This is a genomic window from Microbacterium sp. PA5 (assembly GCF_049860775.1).
Taxonomy (GTDB): Bacteria; Actinomycetota; Actinomycetes; order Actinomycetales; family Microbacteriaceae; genus Microbacterium.
Genome location: NZ_CP187567.1, coordinates 2,970,583 through 2,986,061 on the forward strand (window position 1 = coordinate 2,970,583; position 15,479 = coordinate 2,986,061).

At 72.3% G+C, this 15,479-nt stretch carries 14 protein-coding genes; 4 read left to right on the plus strand and 10 right to left on the minus strand.

Annotated elements, in window-relative coordinates:
* The first annotated feature begins 1 nt into the window (after position 1).
* Complete coding sequence (locus ACPWUT_RS14020) at positions 2–1,201, plus strand: FAD-dependent oxidoreductase (protein WP_425838745.1); 1,200 nt, start codon at positions 2–4, stop codon at positions 1,199–1,201.
* A gap of 50 nt (positions 1,202–1,251) precedes the next feature.
* Here the strand turns inward: ACPWUT_RS14020 and ACPWUT_RS14025 are convergent, their stop codons facing one another.
* From ACPWUT_RS14025 to ACPWUT_RS14055, 7 genes are all read right to left on the minus strand, one after another.
* Entirely contained in the window at positions 1,252–2,091 is an 840-nt protein-coding gene (locus tag ACPWUT_RS14025) for a UbiA family prenyltransferase (RefSeq protein WP_284528942.1), read from the minus strand.
* 161 nt (positions 2,092–2,252) lie between these two features.
* The gene (locus ACPWUT_RS14030; RefSeq protein ID WP_284528940.1) at positions 2,253–2,711 is read right to left on the minus strand and encodes a hypothetical protein; all 459 of its coding nucleotides are present in this window, start codon (positions 2,709–2,711) and stop codon (positions 2,253–2,255) included.
* A gap of 124 nt (positions 2,712–2,835) precedes the next feature.
* The gene (locus ACPWUT_RS14035) at positions 2,836–5,001 is read right to left on the minus strand and encodes an ATP-dependent Clp protease ATP-binding subunit (RefSeq protein WP_284528939.1); all 2,166 of its coding nucleotides are present in this window, start codon (positions 4,999–5,001) and stop codon (positions 2,836–2,838) included.
* Positions 5,002–5,179: 178 nt separating this feature from the next.
* Positions 5,180–6,163, minus strand: coding sequence for a GlxA family transcriptional regulator (locus ACPWUT_RS14040; RefSeq protein ID WP_425838750.1), 984 nt, complete (start codon positions 6,161–6,163; stop codon positions 5,180–5,182).
* 371 nt (positions 6,164–6,534) lie between these two features.
* Positions 6,535–7,629, minus strand: a complete 1,095-nt coding sequence (locus tag ACPWUT_RS14045; protein ID WP_425838753.1) for a glycosyltransferase family 4 protein — start codon at positions 7,627–7,629, stop codon at positions 6,535–6,537.
* Positions 7,630–7,636: 7 nt separating this feature from the next.
* A complete protein-coding gene (locus ACPWUT_RS14050) occupies positions 7,637–8,845 on the minus strand; it encodes a glycosyltransferase (protein WP_425838756.1) in 1,209 nt (402 codons plus the stop codon).
* 118 nt (positions 8,846–8,963) lie between these two features.
* On the minus strand, positions 8,964–10,181 hold the full coding sequence (locus ACPWUT_RS14055; RefSeq protein ID WP_425838759.1) for a fibronectin type III domain-containing protein: 1,218 nt from the start codon (positions 10,179–10,181) through the stop codon (positions 8,964–8,966).
* 30 nt (positions 10,182–10,211) lie between these two features.
* On the opposite strand from ACPWUT_RS14055, the gene ACPWUT_RS14060 reads away from it, so the two are divergent.
* Positions 10,212–10,817 carry a hypothetical protein gene (locus ACPWUT_RS14060; RefSeq protein WP_284528931.1) on the plus strand — a complete coding sequence of 202 codons (606 nt, stop codon included), beginning with the start codon at positions 10,212–10,214 and terminating at the stop codon, positions 10,815–10,817.
* Positions 10,818–10,822: 5 nt separating this feature from the next.
* Here the strand turns inward: ACPWUT_RS14060 and ACPWUT_RS14065 are convergent, their stop codons facing one another.
* Positions 10,823–11,800: an FUSC family protein gene (locus ACPWUT_RS14065; RefSeq protein ID WP_425838762.1), complete on the minus strand. Its 978-nt coding sequence runs from the start codon at positions 11,798–11,800 to the stop codon at positions 10,823–10,825.
* 89 nt (positions 11,801–11,889) lie between these two features.
* Here ACPWUT_RS14065 and ACPWUT_RS14070 point away from each other — a divergent pair, with 89 nt between their 5' ends.
* Together ACPWUT_RS14070 and ACPWUT_RS14075 are read left to right on the plus strand one after the other, a co-directional pair.
* Positions 11,890–12,615 carry a potassium channel family protein gene (locus tag ACPWUT_RS14070; protein WP_425838765.1) on the plus strand — a complete coding sequence of 242 codons (726 nt, stop codon included), beginning with the start codon at positions 11,890–11,892 and terminating at the stop codon, positions 12,613–12,615.
* Between the two features lie 4 nt (positions 12,616–12,619).
* Positions 12,620–13,969, plus strand: a complete 1,350-nt coding sequence (locus ACPWUT_RS14075) for a DUF2252 domain-containing protein (protein WP_425838768.1) — start codon at positions 12,620–12,622, stop codon at positions 13,967–13,969.
* An 84-nt stretch (positions 13,970–14,053) separates the two neighbouring features.
* On the opposite strand, the gene ACPWUT_RS14080 is transcribed toward ACPWUT_RS14075, so the two are convergent.
* Both ACPWUT_RS14080 and ACPWUT_RS14085 read right to left on the minus strand, forming a co-directional pair.
* The gene (locus tag ACPWUT_RS14080; RefSeq protein ID WP_284528925.1) at positions 14,054–14,491 is read right to left on the minus strand and encodes a heat shock protein transcriptional repressor HspR; all 438 of its coding nucleotides are present in this window, start codon (positions 14,489–14,491) and stop codon (positions 14,054–14,056) included.
* Positions 14,488–15,474 (minus strand): DnaJ C-terminal domain-containing protein, encoded by a 987-nt coding sequence (locus ACPWUT_RS14085; protein ID WP_425838772.1) that lies wholly within the window; start codon positions 15,472–15,474, stop codon positions 14,488–14,490. The genes ACPWUT_RS14080 and ACPWUT_RS14085 overlap by 4 nt, the downstream gene beginning before the upstream one ends.
* Positions 15,475–15,479 lie beyond the last annotated feature (5 nt).

Here is a 15,479-nt window from a genome sequence, read left to right on the forward strand (position 1 = left end):
CGTGCGGGTCGTCATCGTCGGGGCGGGTGGGCTCGTGCTCGCGCACGCACTCCGTCGCCGTGCCGACGTCGTCGTTCTCGACCGGGATGCGAGCGCGGCGGACACCGGCGGCTATCGCATCGCCCTCACCCCCGAGGCGGTCTCCGTCATCGAGCGGCACGTCCCGGGGTCTCTGGTGGACCGCATCCGCGCCGTCTCCGACGGGCCGGACACGTTCTCGCAGTTCACGATCGCGAACTCCCGGCTGCGACCGATCGTGATCGCTCCGGAGCCGGCGGGACAGGATCGGATGCTCTGCCAGCGCCGCGCGCTGCGTCAGATCCTCGCCGAGGGGCTGCGCGACGAGCTCCGGTTCTCCTCGACGGTCGTCGCGGCCGAGTCCAGCGCGACGCAGGCCGTCGTCAGCCTCGCCGACGGCTCGCGGATCGCCGGAGACCTCGTCGTCGCCGCCGACGGCGCCCGGTCGCCGACGCTCCGCTCCCTCGCCCCGCCGACGAGCTCCGACACCGGCCTCATCGGGATCGCCGGTTCGACGCCGCTCGCCGACACGAGCGCCTTCCCCTTCTACCTCGAACGCGGACCGGCGCTCGCCCTCGACCGGCGCGGGGTGGGGATGTTCCTCTCCCTCACGTCCCGGAATCTGCCGGCCGTGCCGGCCGAGCTCTCCTCCGCCGTGGGACCGCCGTCGCTCGTGTGGGGACTGATCGCGCGCCGGGATGCTGTCGCGGATCCGTTCACGGCGCCCGGGCCGATGCTCGCCGGGCTCGCCGCCGAACTCCTCGGCGCGTGGCATCCGTGGATGGGCGAGGTGGTTGCGAAGTCGGACCCGGCACGGACAGCGGCGTTCTCCTTCCGCAGCGCCGATCCGAGAGCGCCCCGCTTCCCGTGGCCGGTCTCACGGATCACCGCGATCGGCGACGCCGTGCACGCCATGCCGCCCACGGGCGGACGTGCCGGGTCCACCGCCATCCGGTCCGCGGGCGCGCTCGCCGACGCGCTGACGGACGCCGCGAGCATCCCCGCCGCCGTCACGAGGTACCAGTCGCAGGTCGACGAGTGGGCGGTGCCCGCGATCGTCGAGTCGCTCGGCCCCGTCCGCGTCATCCGGGCCCTGCGCCATCCGCTGCTCCAGCTCGCGGCCGGTCCGGCGCTCGCCCTCGCGGGCGCCGCGGGGTCCGCCGCCCACCGCAGCCGCCGGTAGCCGCACGCCGCGCGAAGGGGGCGGGCGCCGTCGCAGTGCGGGTGCCGCCGTCAGACGCTGGTGGCGACGAGCTGCGCGGCGAGCACCAGCGCCGCGAGCATCGTCAGGCGGAAGAGCACCCGCGCGGGCGGGCGGCCGACGGCGAGGTACAGCGTCGCCGCGGCCACGAGCACGGCGAGCGCGAAGAACAGCCAGGAGAGCACCGTGATGTCCGCGCCGTCGAGCAGGACCGGTCCGACCAGCACGGACACGGCGCCCACGAGGATGCCGGTGACCGCCAGCATCACGGAGGTCCGCACGCCGAGGCGGTGCGGAAGCCCGCGCACACCGGTGCGGGCGTCGTCCTCGAGGTCGGGCAGCACGTTGGTGAGGTGCACCGCGGCGCCGAGGGCCGCCCCCGCGACCGCGGCCCACGGGGCGGCGAACGCCGGCTCGGCGGCCGACAGCGTCGCGAGGGAGGGGAAGAGTCCGAAGCTCACCAGGAACGGCGCGATCGACAGCGGCGTGTTCTTGAGCCCCGCGTTGTACGCCCACGCGGACGCCAGCGCGGCGGCGTGGGCCAGCGCCATCACGGGCGACAGCGCCAGCGACAGCGCGAGCGATCCGACGACGAGCGCCGACGCGACGATCCACGCCGTCCGCACCGACACGTCGCCGCGGGCGATGGGCTTGTCGGTGCGGCCGACCGCGCGGTCGCGGGCCGCGTCGATCGCGTCGTTGGAGATCCCCACCGACAGCTGACCGGCCAGCACGGCCACGCCGAGCAGGACCACCCGCCACGGCCCGAGGCCGGCGGCGATGCCGAGGGCGACCGCGAGCGCCGTGACCACGAGGGAAGGCCCCGGGTGCGACGCACCCCAGAGGGCGAGCGAGCGCGAGGGTCGTGGCATCCCTCGACGCTACCCCGTCCCATCCGCTACGCTCGCCCGGGCCCCGCTTCTCTGCCGAGCCGACATGCTCGCGCCGAGCCGACACGCTGCGTACGCGCGAAGCGTGTCGGCTCGGCAGAAGCGTGTCGGCTCGCGGGCAGGGGTGGGAGGCGAGGGGCGACTCAGGCGGGGCGGCGACCGAGCTGGGCGCCGCGGACGGCGACGACGATCGCGGCGATCCAGGCGAGCACGGCGACGCCGGCTCCGGCCGTGAACAGCGATGAGGAGAACTCGTACGAGGCGCCGGTCCACGCCGACACGGCGGAGGTCAGGTGGCCGCTGTCGCCGGAGTCGGGGATCGACACGCCCGCGAGCAGCAGCCCGAACCACAGGAGCGCCGTGAAGATCGCGTACAGCTCGCGCACGGTGCCCGCCTGACGAGCCGCGGTGTCGAACAGCGTGATCACGGGCGGGATCAGCAGCAGCGGGATGGTCACCCAGCCGTAGACGATCCCGATCACCGCCATCCAGCCGAGCTCGGCTCCGACGAACCCGCGGCCGAGGAAGACGAAGGCGGGCAGCAGCACGGCCAGCACCCACTGGGCGACGACCACGATGCGACCGGAGGAGGCGAACTGCATCCTCCGACGCTAGCCGACCCGCCCCCGCCGAGCCGACACGATTCCGCCGAGCCGACACGCTGCGTGCGGTCCGAATCGTGTCGGCTCGCGCAGGACGTGTCGGCTCGGCGAAATGGGGGAAGGATCAGGCGGGGCCGGCGCTGGTCAGCACGAGGGCCGAGCCGTCGGCGGCGACGTCCACGCGGACGAGGTCGCCGTCGTGCACCCCGCCCGACAGCAGGGCCATCGCGAGGCGGTCCTGGATCTCGGACTGGATGAGACGGCGCAGCGGCCGCGCGCCGAAGATCGGGTCGTAGCCGCGCTCGGCCAGCCAGGCCCGGGCGTCGGGGGTGACCGCCAGCGTGAGGCGCCGGTCCTTGAGCCGTCGCTGCAGCGCGTCCACGGAGAGCTCCACGATCTGCGCGAGGTCGTCCTCGCTGAGCGCCTGGAACATCACGATGTCGTCCAGACGGTTGAGGAACTCGGGCCGGAACGCCTGGCGCACCAGGGCCATCACCTGCTCGCGCCGGCTCTCGGGCGACAGGGTCGGATCGATGAGGATGGGCGAGCCGAGGTTGCTCGTGAGGATCAGGATCGTGTTCGTGAAGTCGACGGTGCGCCCCTGCCCGTCGGTGAGCCGTCCGTCGTCGAGCACCTGGAGCAGGATGTCGAACACCTCGGGGTGGGCCTTCTCGACCTCGTCGAGGAGCACGACCGAATAGGGCCGGCGCCGCACCGCCTCGGTCAGCTGTCCGCCCTGCTCGTAGCCGATGTAGCCCGGAGGGGCTCCGACGAGGCGTGCCACCGAGTGCTTCTCGCCGTACTCGCTCATGTCGATGCGCACCATGGCGCGCTCGTCGTCGAAGAGGAAGTCGGCGAGCGCCTTGGCGAGCTCGGTCTTGCCGACGCCGGTCGGGCCGAGGAAGAGGAACGATCCGGTCGGCCGGTTCGGGTCGCTGATGCCCGCGCGCGAACGGCGCACCGCGTCGGAGACCGCCTTGACGGCGTCCTTCTGACCGATCAGGCGCTTGCCCAGCTCGGCTTCGAGGTGGACGAGCTTCTCCCCCTCGCCCTGCAGGAGGCGTCCGACCGGGATGCCGGTCCAGGCGGCGATGACCGCGGCGATGTCCTCGTCCGTCACCTGCTCGTTGACCATCCGGCCTTCGCCGTCGGGCCCCGCGGACGTGTCGGCGCGCTCGGCGTCGGCGACCTCCTGCTCGAGCCGCTTGATCGTCTCGTACTCCAGCTTGGAGGCGCGGGCGTAGTCCGCCTCGCGGAGGGCCCGGTCACGATCCGTGTAGGCCTGGTCGAGCTGCTTCTTCAGATCGCCGACGCGGTTGAGCTCGGCGCGCTCCCGCTCCCAGCGGGCCTCGAGCACGCGCAGCTCGGACTCGGCGGCATCCATCTGCTCGCGCAGCGCCGCGCGGCGCTCCTTGGACGCGTCGTCCTTCTCCTTCTTGAGCGCGAGATCCTCCAGGCGCATGCGGTCGACGCGGCGACGGAGCTGGTCGATCTCGACCGGGCTGGAGTCGATCTCCATCTTGAGGCGGCTCATGGCCTCGTCGATGAGGTCGATCGCCTTGTCGGGCAGCTGACGCGAGGGGATGTAGCGGTTGGACAGCGCGGCGGCGGCGACCAGCGCGCTGTCGCTGATGGTGACGCCGTGGTGCGCCTCGTAGCGCCCCTTGAGTCCGCGGAGGATCGCGACGGTGTCCTCCACCGACGGCTCACCCACGTACACCTGCTGGAAGCGCCGCTCCAGCGCGGCGTCCTTCTCGATGAACTCGCGGTACTCGTCGAGGGTGGTCGCCCCGATCAGGCGCAGCTCACCGCGGGCGAGCATCGGCTTGAGCATGTTGGACGCCGCGACCGAGCCCTCGCCGCCGCCGGCCCCCATGAGCACGTGCAGCTCGTCGATGAAGGTGATGACGCGACCCTCGGACTCGGTGATCTCCTTGAGCACGCTCTTGAGGCGCTCCTCGAACTGACCGCGGTACATGGCTCCGGCCACGAGCGCCGAGATGTCGAGAGTGACGAGCTCCTTGTCCTTGAGCGACTCGGCCACGTCGCCCGCGACGATGCGCTGCGCGAGCCCCTCGACGACGGCGGTCTTGCCGACGCCGGGCTCGCCGATCAGGACGGGATTGTTCTTCGTGCGGCGGGTCAGCACCTGGCTGACGCGGCGGATCTCGCTGTCGCGTCCGATGACGGGGTCGAGCTTGCCCTGGCGGGCGCGATCGGTGAGGTTGATCCCGAACTGCTCGAGGGCGCTCTGCTGCTCCTCCTGCCCGGGTGCGGGTTGTGCGTTCATGTGTGCTCCTGAAAGTCGATGGGACTCAAACTTGAGTCGCTCTGGCTCAACTTTACCACGGACGTTGAGGATGGTGGAGGCGTTTCGTCTCGTCGCTGCGCTCCTCGCTCAACCACCGAGCACCTCCCCGGCCGTCGAGCGAGCGCAGCGGGACGAAACACCGCACCCACCCCGTGACTCAGGAGGCGAGCGCGCCCATCGGCTCGGCGGGGACAGGACAGGCGAAGCGGGCGCGATACGCGGTCGGCGTCGTGCCGAGGGCGCGCGCGAAGTTCTGCCGCAGCACCGCCGCCGAGCCGAAGCCGCACTCGTAGGCGATGGCGTCGAGCCCGAGCTCGGTCTGCTCGAGCAGGCGCTGCGCGTGGATGATGCGCTGGCGGCCGAGCCACGCCGCCGGAGTGGTGCCGAAGTCCGCCTTGAAACGACGGGCGAAGGTGCGCGGCGACATGTGGGCGCGGGCGGCGAGCTGGTCGACGGAGAGGTCCAGGCGCAGATTCGCGAGCATCCAGTCGGTGACGGGCGCGAGCGAGAGCGAGGCCGTCTCGGGCAGGGGCTTGTCGATGAACTGCGCCTGCCCGCCGTCGCGCTGGGGCGGGACCACCATGCGCCGTGCGATCTTGTTGGCGAGCTCGGCGCCGAGCTCGATGCGCAGCAGGTGCAGGCACGCGTCGATGCCCGCGGCCGTGCCGGCGCTCGTGATGATCCGGCCGTCCTGCACGTAGAGCACGTTCGGGTCGACCTCGATGCCGGGATACATCTCCGACATGGTGTCGGCGTAGCGCCAGTGGGTCGTCGCGCGGCGCCCGTCGAGCACGCCGGCGGCGGCCACGACGAAGGCGCCGCTGCACACGGTGAGCACCCAGGCGTCGCGCGCGACGGCGCGACGCACCACGCCGACCACCCGCTCGTCGACCGCGGACCACGAGGCGCGCGGGATCGGTGCGAGCACCACGAGGTCGGCCTCGTCGGCGAAGGAGAGGTCGTGCTCGACGTTGATCGAGAAGCTGAGGTTGCTGTCGACGGCCCCCGGGTCGGGGGTGACGATGCGGAAGTCGAAGTTCGGGATGCCGTCGTCGGAGCGGTCGAGGCCGAACGCCTCGCAGGCGAGCCCGAACTCGAAGGGCGCGAATCCGGGGAGGACGACGAGGGCGACGGTCTTCATGGCAGAAATCCTACCCTGATGTGCAGTCCTGCCACTAGTGGCGGGATATCGGCGTCCGTAGTGTTTCTGCCATGTTCATCCTTCTGCTGATCGCGGGCCTCGCGATCGTGGGCGCCGTGGCCACGCTGCGCGCGCTCCCGACCGACGGCTACCGCGCCGTCCCCACCGATCCCGCGCGCCTGCCCTGACGTCGCCTTCCGACGTCGCGGCCGACGCGCGCGGACCGTGCACACCGCACCTCCGCCTCCGTCACCGTCACCCACTCGCCGAGCCCACCCGTTCGAGTCGACCCCACCCCGCCGCACCTCGCCGCAGAGGGTGGGGTCGACGAGAACGGGTGGGCTCGGCGCGCGAGAGGCGGCGCGAGGGGGTCAGCGCGCGAGGTCCGCGACCGTGTCGAGGAGGATGCCGGCCGAGCGAGCCCAGTCGAAGCGGGCGATGTGCGCGGTGCCGGCGGCGACGACGCGGGAGAGCTCGTCGGGGTCGTCGAGGGAGCGCACGGCCCGGGCGAACGCCGCCGCATCCGTGCCGGGTGCGTACAGGGCGCCGCCACCGGCGACCTCGCGGAAGATCGGCATGTCGGTGACGACCGCCGGCACGCCCAGCGCGAGCGCCTCGGCCAGCGGAAGCCCGTAGCCCTCGTCGAGGCTCGCGCTCACGAGCACCGCCTCGTCGGCCAGGAGCGCGGCGTACTCGGCATCGCTCACCCCGCCGTGGAACACCACATCGGCGCCGGCGGGGACGAGGGCCTCCAGCTCCGCCCGGCGCTCCGGCGAGATCCGCGAGAGCAGGTGCAGGGTGCGCCCGGGAAGGTCGGCCATGGCGCGCACGAGGGTCTCGACGTTCTTGTAGGGCATGAACGAGCCCATGTAGACGAGGTGGCGGGCGCCCGGTTCGACGGAGCCGCCCTCCGGAAGGAGCTCGGCCAGCCGCTGCGGGGCGTTGGGCACCACGACCACGGGCCGGCGCGTCAGCCGCACGTCGGCGAACTGGCGGGCGCTCGTCTCGCTGACGGTGGCCACGACGTCCGCGGCGTTCAGGGTGAGCCGCTGCGGCACGTACGACAGGTGGAACAGCCGCCATGCGACGCGCACGAACCAGGGCAGGTCCTTGGGCGGCGTGCGGTGGCGGTAGTAGATGGTGTCGTGGAGGGTGAGGATCTGCCGGTAGCGTCGCCCCATCGTGCCGATCGTCTGCATCGGCGAGAACACGACGTCGGGTCGGTGGCGGTTGAGCTCGCGCGCACGCAGGGGCTCGGTGATGGTGGTCGGCGCCCCGATCAGGAGCGTCGCCGCCCCGTCGGGCAGGAGCGCGCGCTGGCGCTCGTCGAAGACGAGGAAGGTGACCTCGACCCCGCGGGCCGGCGCCTGCGCGGCCACCGCCGCCGCGAGCTCGGCGGTGTAGCGGCTGATGCCGTCGTGGAAGTCCGTGCGGAGGTAGCGCGCGTCGAAGAAGAGCCGGGTCACACGCCGCTCACAGCGGCTCGCCGCGGTACAGCTTCTCGAAGGTGTCGAGCGTCTTCTCGATGTCGTGGACGTTCACTCCCTCGAGCGACGCCTGCTGCATGCGCAGGTACTCGTCGGGCGCCGCAGTCAGCACGCGACGCAGCTTGTCGGCGAGGTCGTCGACGTCTCCCGGCTCGAAGAGGTAGCCGTTCACGCCGTCCTGCACGAGGTGCGGGAGGGCGACGGCGTTGGCGGCGACGACCGGGAGACCCGACGCCATCGCCTCCATCGTGGCGATCGACTGCAGCTCGGCGATCGAGGCGATCGCGAACACGTCGGCCTTCGAGTACGAGGCGCGCAGCTGATCCTCGTCCACGCGGCCGTGGAACGTGACGCGGTCGGCGATGCCCAGGCGCTGGGCGGTCTGCTCGAGATTGCGGCGCTGGTCGCCGCCGCCGACGATGTCGAAGGTGATCTCGGGAAGCTCGGGCGCGAGCTTGGCGACCGCTTCGAGGGTCACCTCGACGTGCTTCTCGGTCGTCAGCCGGCCGACGAACAGCACGCGTCGATGAGGTCGCGGCGTGAAGTCGGGCGTGTAGTTGCGCTTGTCGATGCCGCAGCTGATGGCGATGACGTTCTGGATGTCGATGGTCGACTCGAGGAACTCGGCCGCACGTCGCGTTGGGGTCGTCACGGCCTGCGACATCTTGAAGGTGCGCTCGGCATCGTCCCACGCCAGCTTGAGCGCCACCTTGTCCAGCAGCGGCGGAAGCGTCGTGAAGTCGATGATGTTCTCGGCCATCACGTGGTTGGTGGCGATCACCGGGATGCCGCGCTGGCGGGCGATGCGGGTGAGGCCGCGTCCTATCACGATGTGCGACTGGCTGTGCACGACGTCGGGCTTGACCTCGCTGAGCACGCGGCGGGCGTAGTGCTTGCTCATCCACGGCAGGGCGAAGCGCAGCCAGTCGTGGGGGTACCAGCGCCATCCCGGCAGCCGGTGCACGGTGAGGTCCTGTCCCTCGATGCGCTCGGTGAAGGTGCCGTGCTGGGAGTGGGTGACGCTGGGTGTCACCACGTGCACGGTGTGGCCGCGCGCGGCCAGGCCCGCCGACAGGCGCTCGGCGAACCGCGCGGCACCGTTCACGTCGGGAGCGAAGGTGTCGGCGGCCATCACGATGGTCAGCGGGCTGCGGGCGGGTTGCGGGTCGTCGGCAGGGCTCGCGGATTCGGTCACGGGGTGCGGGGCCAATCTGTGCGGCGGAGGAACGCGGTCGCGTGCGCGCCGCTGCGAGTCTACCGGAGCGGCCTCGTGCGGCCGGGAGCGGGCGCCGCGGCCCGCGGGGAGTGCGGGATCAGCGCAGTCCGACGTCCACGAGGAGGGGGTGGTGGTCGGAGCCGAGCGGGGTCACGTATCGGCCGTTCACCATCTCGCCCGCGTTCGCCCAGCGGTACACGACCGAGCGCGACGGACGCACGAGCGCCTTGTCCACGTGCGCGCCCCACGTGACGCCGATCGTGGGCTTGGTGCTCCACTCGGGGTTCGCCGTGTTGTGGTGCTGCCGCGTGAGGGCGTGCGCCTGGTCGAAGGTGTCGTACCAGCCGCGCTTCTCGAGGATCGCCATCGTGTCCTCGCCCGTCCGCGACTTGTGCGTGTTGAAGTCGCCGAGGATGAGGACGTGCGCCTTCGTCCAGTCGGTGAGGGAGCCGTGCGTCTTGGCCAGCCGGTTCATCGTCGCGGAGATGTAGGTGTTGAGGCGGCTCGCCTCGTACTCGCGCTGATTGACCTGCGCGCGCGAGGTGCCGGTGACCAGGTGCACGTCGAAGACCAGCACGTAGGAGCCCGACCGGTGCTTCAGGGCGGCGTAGGCCAGGCCCTTGCCCGACGTCGCGTACTTGCTCGCGAACCGGGCGGTGCCGCTCGTGGGCGCCGAGGTCTTCTTCGCGACGAGGGAGAACTGCCCCGTGCGCACGAGGATATCGTTCTGCCCGTTGACGACGTGACGGAAGCCCACGGGAGCCTTGGTGTAGCGGGACGCCTCCTGGAAGCCCAGGATGTCGGCCTTCAGCTCCTTCACCCGCGTGTTGATGACCCGTGCCCGGGTGGAGATCGACGAGCACGCGTTGGAGCAGATGTTCCAGCTGATCGCGCGGTAGCGCGGGGAGTCGGAGGTGAGCTTCGCCTCGGTCAGGATCGTGCCGTGGCCCACGCGGGCCGAGCGCCCGCCGAAGCCGACGCTGTTGACGGCGCGCACCTGCACGAAGTAGTCGCGGCCCGGGGTGAGGCGGGTGAGGGTCGCCTTCGAGGAGGTCACGGTGAGAGAGGGCGTGCGCTTGTCGGCGACGCCCTCATAGGTCGTGGCCGCGAACACCTCGTACTTCCGCGCACCGGACACGTCGGCCCAGTCGACGGTGAGGGTGGCTCCGGAGGAGGTGAGCGACGCGCTGACGAAGCTGACGAGGCCGACCGGCGCGGGACGCGAGGCGGCGGAAGCGGAGGCGACGGGCGTCGCGACGACGAGGGCGGCGGCGGCCAGGACGGCGACGGCCCCCCGGGGGGAGAGGAGGCGCATGCGGGGATGCTAGCAACTTACGCTGGGGGAATGGTGAGACTCTCTGCGGACGCCGACCGACGGCGATGGGTCCCGGTGACGGGCTCGTTCGGATTCGGCAGCCGCCGCGCCCGCAAGAAGGCGATAAGGATGCTGCTGACGCAGGCGAACGCGTCGTTCGGCGCCGCCGCGCGCCCGGGCAGCGGCTTCGCCGCATGGGCGATGAGCCAGGCCGCGCCCGCCCTCATGCGCAGGGCCGCCGGACGGGTGCTCGTGTGGGTGTGGAAGGACGAGCCCGATCTGCTCGTGGTGATGGCGCAGGTGCAGCAGGCCACGACGCAGCTGCGGGCCGCCCGGGCGATGATGCCGATCGAGTACGACGACACCGAGCCGTTCCGCGGCACGCATCTGGGCATGGGCGAGCGGCTCGTGATGCCGCTTCCGCCCGTGCGCGCGGACGGCACCGGCGGCCCGCCTTTCGCGACCTACACCTGGGACACCGGATCCCTGTTCGTCACCGTCACCGCGGTGTGCGCCGATCGCGAGCGGTTCGGCACCCTGATCGGCGCGGTCGACGATCTCGCGCGGTCGCTCCGCGTGATCGAGGACATCCCCGCCGGCGAGGGGCCGGACGTGCTGCGCCTCGATCCGAGCTGACCCCGCTACGCGCGACGACGGCCGGCGACGGCCGGGACGAGCGCGCCGAGCACGAGGGCGATCCCGATCCCGATCCCGGTCTCGACGACCCGTTCGACCAGACGCCTCGCGGGGTCCTCGCCGGGGAGGGCCAGGATGAGCGTGAGCACGACGAACGTCGTGAAGGCCGGTGCGACGTACCAGCGGCTGCCCGCGGAGGCCGCCAGCGCGGCGACCGCGACACCGGCGGCCAGAGCAGTCAGCGCCGGCGGCGCCGGGACCGACCCCAGCAGCGCCGCCGCCAGCGCTCCGATGCTGACGCTGATCGCCCGCCCGACGCTGCGCGTCAGCAGCTGCTCCTGCGCCGGGCGCATCACCAGGAGCGCCGCGCCCGTCACCCAGCCGACGTGCTCGAGGCGCAGCGCGAACCCGAGCCCCGCCGCCGTGGCGCCCACCGCGCCCAGCACGAACGCGTAGACGAGCAGCCGGGCGCGATCGGGCGTCGGCGCGGCGGGCGCGGCGGGCCGCTCTCCCTGCGGCCAGAGCAGCGACACGAGGCCGGCGTACACGGACCCTCCCACGATGAGCGCGGCGGCCACCGCCGCCGGCGCCGGATCGAAGCTCAGCCCGATCCCGATCAGAGGAAGGCAGAACGTCATCGCCGCGCGGCCGGTCGGCGCTGCACGCGCCCACAGTCCCGCTCCGACGCCGAGGACGAACATGGCCGCCACCGCCACGGCCGGGTGGGGTGACAGCAGCGATCCGAGCAGCAGCGACGCCGCACTGAGGAGGCCCACCAGCGGCAGCACCCCCCGCCGGCGACGACGCGCCGGCAGCGGGAGGGCGGCCACCGGGATCACGCCGACCGCCAGGGCGATCCCGAGAAGCGGCCAGACGCACCCGACGACCATCGCGGGAAGCGCGTAGACCGCGCCCCGCACGAAAGACGCCCATCGCCACGACACGGGAGCGACGGGGGCGACGGAGGCTCCGGTGTCAGCCATGCCGCCACGCTAGCGCCGGCGGGGGGCGGACGCAGCAGGGGTCGCCCAGACGCGTGCGGCGGCGCGGGAGCGGTGCCAGGATGGGCCCCATGACGCCGCGGACTGCGCACAGCGGGGGCATCTCCCCGCGGACCCTCGCGTGGGAGGACCGCACCGCGTGGCCGCTGTTCGTCCTATCGCTGGCGTTCTTCGCCGCCTGGGTGTGGGTGCTGGCCGACCTCGGCCCGGCCACACCGTGGCGCACCGCGATGTGGACCACGATCGCCGCCACCTGGATCGTCTTCGCTGCCGACTTCGTCGTCCGCTGGGTCCTCAGCGGCGATACGCGCGCCTTCTTCCGCACGCGGTGGTTCGAGGCGGTCTCCCTCGCCGTCGTCTACCTCCGGCCGTTCGTGATCATCGCCTACGTCTGGCGTCTGCCGTGGTTCCGGGTGACGCCCGCCCGGCAGCGGGCCCGGCTGGTGATCCTGGTGACGATGTTCACCTTCCTCTTCGTCTTCACGGCGTCCACCCTCGTGTGGCTCGCCGAGCGCGGCGACCCGCGCGCGAGCATCGTGGATCTGGGAGATGCGATCTGGTGGGGCTTCTCGACGATCGCGACCGTGGGCTACGGCGACTTCGTGCCCGTCACCCTCGCGGGCCGGACGATCGCCGTCGGCCTGATGATGGGAGGCCTCGTCGTGCTGGGTGTGACGAGCGCGACGGTCATCTCGGCGCTGAACGACCAGATCCAGCGCACCGCCCGCGTGCGCGAGAGCGAGCGGGCCGGCATGCCGGCGTCGCACGAGTCCCCGCGGCCCCCGATGTCAGGATGACGACATGACCGCACCCGCCTGGGAGCCCCCGCCCTCCCGAGAGCAGCGCGTCGCCGAGGGGCGAGCGGCACGACGGGCCGCGCCCCGGCGAAGCCTCGCCGAGCTCGCGACCGACGGCCGCGATCCGCTCGGGATCCTCGCGTCGCAGAACGCCGGACGCGTCGCCGAGCTGGTGCCGCTGCGGGCCGAGCGGATGGCGGCGAGCCCGTTCGCGTTCTACCGCGGGACCGCCGCGCTCATGGCGGCCGACCTCGCCCGGAGCCCCGGCAGCGGCATCCCCGTCGCCTCCTGCGGCGACGCCCACGTCGCGAATTTCGGCCTCTACGCGTCGCCGCAGCGCAGCCTCGTCTTCGATCTGAACGACTTCGACGAGGCCGCGTGGGCGCCCTGGGAGTGGGACGTCAAGCGCCTCGTGACGAGCGTCGTCATCGCCGGGCAGGCGACGGGCCGCGACGAGCGGGTGGTGACGGATGCCGCGCGCGTCACGGTGCGCGCCTACGCGCAGGCCATCGCCGCCTACACGCGCCGCAGCGCGCTGGCGCGCTACTACGAGCACTTCGACGTGTCGGGCGGGCGCGCGGTGCGCGACAAGGCCGGGCGGCGCGTGGTGCGCGCCGCGATCCGGCATGCGGAGCGCCGCACCGCAGAGCGCGCCGCGCGCAAGCTCACCGAGGCCGATGCCACCGGCAGGCTCCGCTTCGTCGAGGAGCCGCCGGCCATGACGCACCTCGACGAGCTCACGGCAGCCCTCGTCGAGGGCGCGTTCGCCGGCTATCGGGCCACCGCCGGGGTGGACATCCGCCTCCTGCTGCGGCACTACCGCGTCTCGGACACGGTCCGCCGCGCGGTCGGGGTCGGCAGCGTGGGAACGCGCTGCTTCGTCACCGTGCTGCAGGACGGCGACGGCAGCGCCCTGCTGCTCCAGACGAAGGAGGCAGGCCGGAGCGTGCTCATCGAGCACGGCCGGTGCCCGCAGCCCGAAGGCCTCGATCAGCAGTGGGCGGAGAGCGGCGAGGGATCCCGGGTGGTGTCGATGCAGCGGATCCTCCAGGGCGTGTCCGATCCCTTCCTCGGACACCTGCGCGGCCGGACGGGCGACTACTACGTGCGCCAGTTCCGCGACATGAAGGGCGGCATCGACATCGAGACGCTCGAGGACGGGCCGTTCGCCCTCTACGCCCGGGCCTGCGCGGTCACGCTCGCCCGCGCGCACAGCCAGTCGCCGAACGCGACGAACGTCGCCGGATACGTCGGCAGCGGGCGCACGCTGGCCGAGGCGCTCACCACCTGGGCCTACGCGTACGCGGACCTGTCGCGCGCCGACTACGACGCGTTCCTCGCCGCTCGGGCGTAGCGGATTCGGAGGATCACCGCGGAGTCGGAGGATCCGCCGCTCGTGCTCCGAATCCGGCGACATGCTCCGAATCCGGTGCGGGGGTCAATCCGCGTCGGAGGCCGGTGGGCGCCAGACGACCACCTCGGTGGCCCTCCGCACCCGCGTGCCGTGGCGCAGGGTCACCACCGAGCCGGAGGCGCCGGCGGCGAAGACCCGGGCACCGCGGCGCTGGTCGACCTCGTCGCGCAGGCGCTGCTCCAGCTCGCCGACCTGCCGCTGCAGGGAGCGCACGCTGTTCTCGAGCTCGATGATGCGCGAGATCGCGGGAAGGCTGATGCCCTCCGCGGACAGCGCCGCGACCTCGCGGAGCTGCTTCACGTGCCGCAGCGAGTAGCGACGCGATCCGCCCTGGGTGCGTCCGGGCACGACGAGGCCCAGCCGGTCGTACTGGCGGAGGGTCTGCGGGTGCATGCCCGCGAGCTCGGCGGCGACCGCGATCGCGAAGATCGGGGTCTCCTCGTCTACGTCGGGATCGCTCATTCGCGTGCCCTGCTCATCAGCTCGGCGCGCGGGTTCTCCTTCGGCTCCAGGTCCTGGAACCGCTCGAGCGCCTCGCGCGCACGGTCGTCGAGATGTGCGGGAACCGCCACCTGCACCTCCGCGAGGAGGTCGCCGGTGCCCTTGCTGGACTCCACGCCGCGCCCCTTGACGCGCAGGACGCGTCCCGAGGGCGTGCCCGGCGCCACCCGCAGCTTGACGGGATCGCCGCCGAGCGTCGGGACCTCGATGGTCGCCCCGAGAGCCGCCTCGGTGAAGGTCACCGGCACGGTCACGCGCAGGTTCAGTCCGTCGCGGGTGAACACGGGATGCGGACGCACGGTCACCGACACCACGATGTCACCGGCCTCGCCCCCGTCGGGAGAGGGACGACCACGACCGCGCAGCCGGATCTTCTGGCCGTCCGAGACACCCGCGGGGATCTTGACCTTGAACGGCTTGCCGTCCTCGCCCTGGAGCGTGATCGTCTCGCCCTTGACGGCGGTCTGGAAATCCAGCGTCGTGCGCGCCGAGACGTCGGCGCCGCGCTGCGGTCCGCCGAAGCCGCGGAATCCCCCGGTCGGCTGCCCGAACCGGCCGGAGCCGAAGCGGCCGCCCGACTGCTCGCCGAACATGGCGAACAGGTCGTCGAAGTCGGCCTGCTGCGTGCGCGTCCCGCCGCCGAAGCGGCTGAAGACGTCCTCGAAGCCGCCGCCGGACGAGCCCGGCGCCTGGAAGCGGGCGCTGCCCGATCCCATCGCGCGGATCTGGTCGTACTCCTGGCGCTGCTCCTTGTCGCTCAGCACGGCGTAGGCCTCGCTGATCTCCTTGAACTTCGCCTCGGCGACCGGGTCGCCCTGCGTCGAGTCGGGGTGGTACTGACGCGCGAGCTTTCGGTACGTCTTCTTGAGATCGGCGTCGGAGACGTCCTTGGCGACACCCAGGACCTTGTAGAAGTCCCTGTCGAACCAGTCCTGACTGGCCATACGTC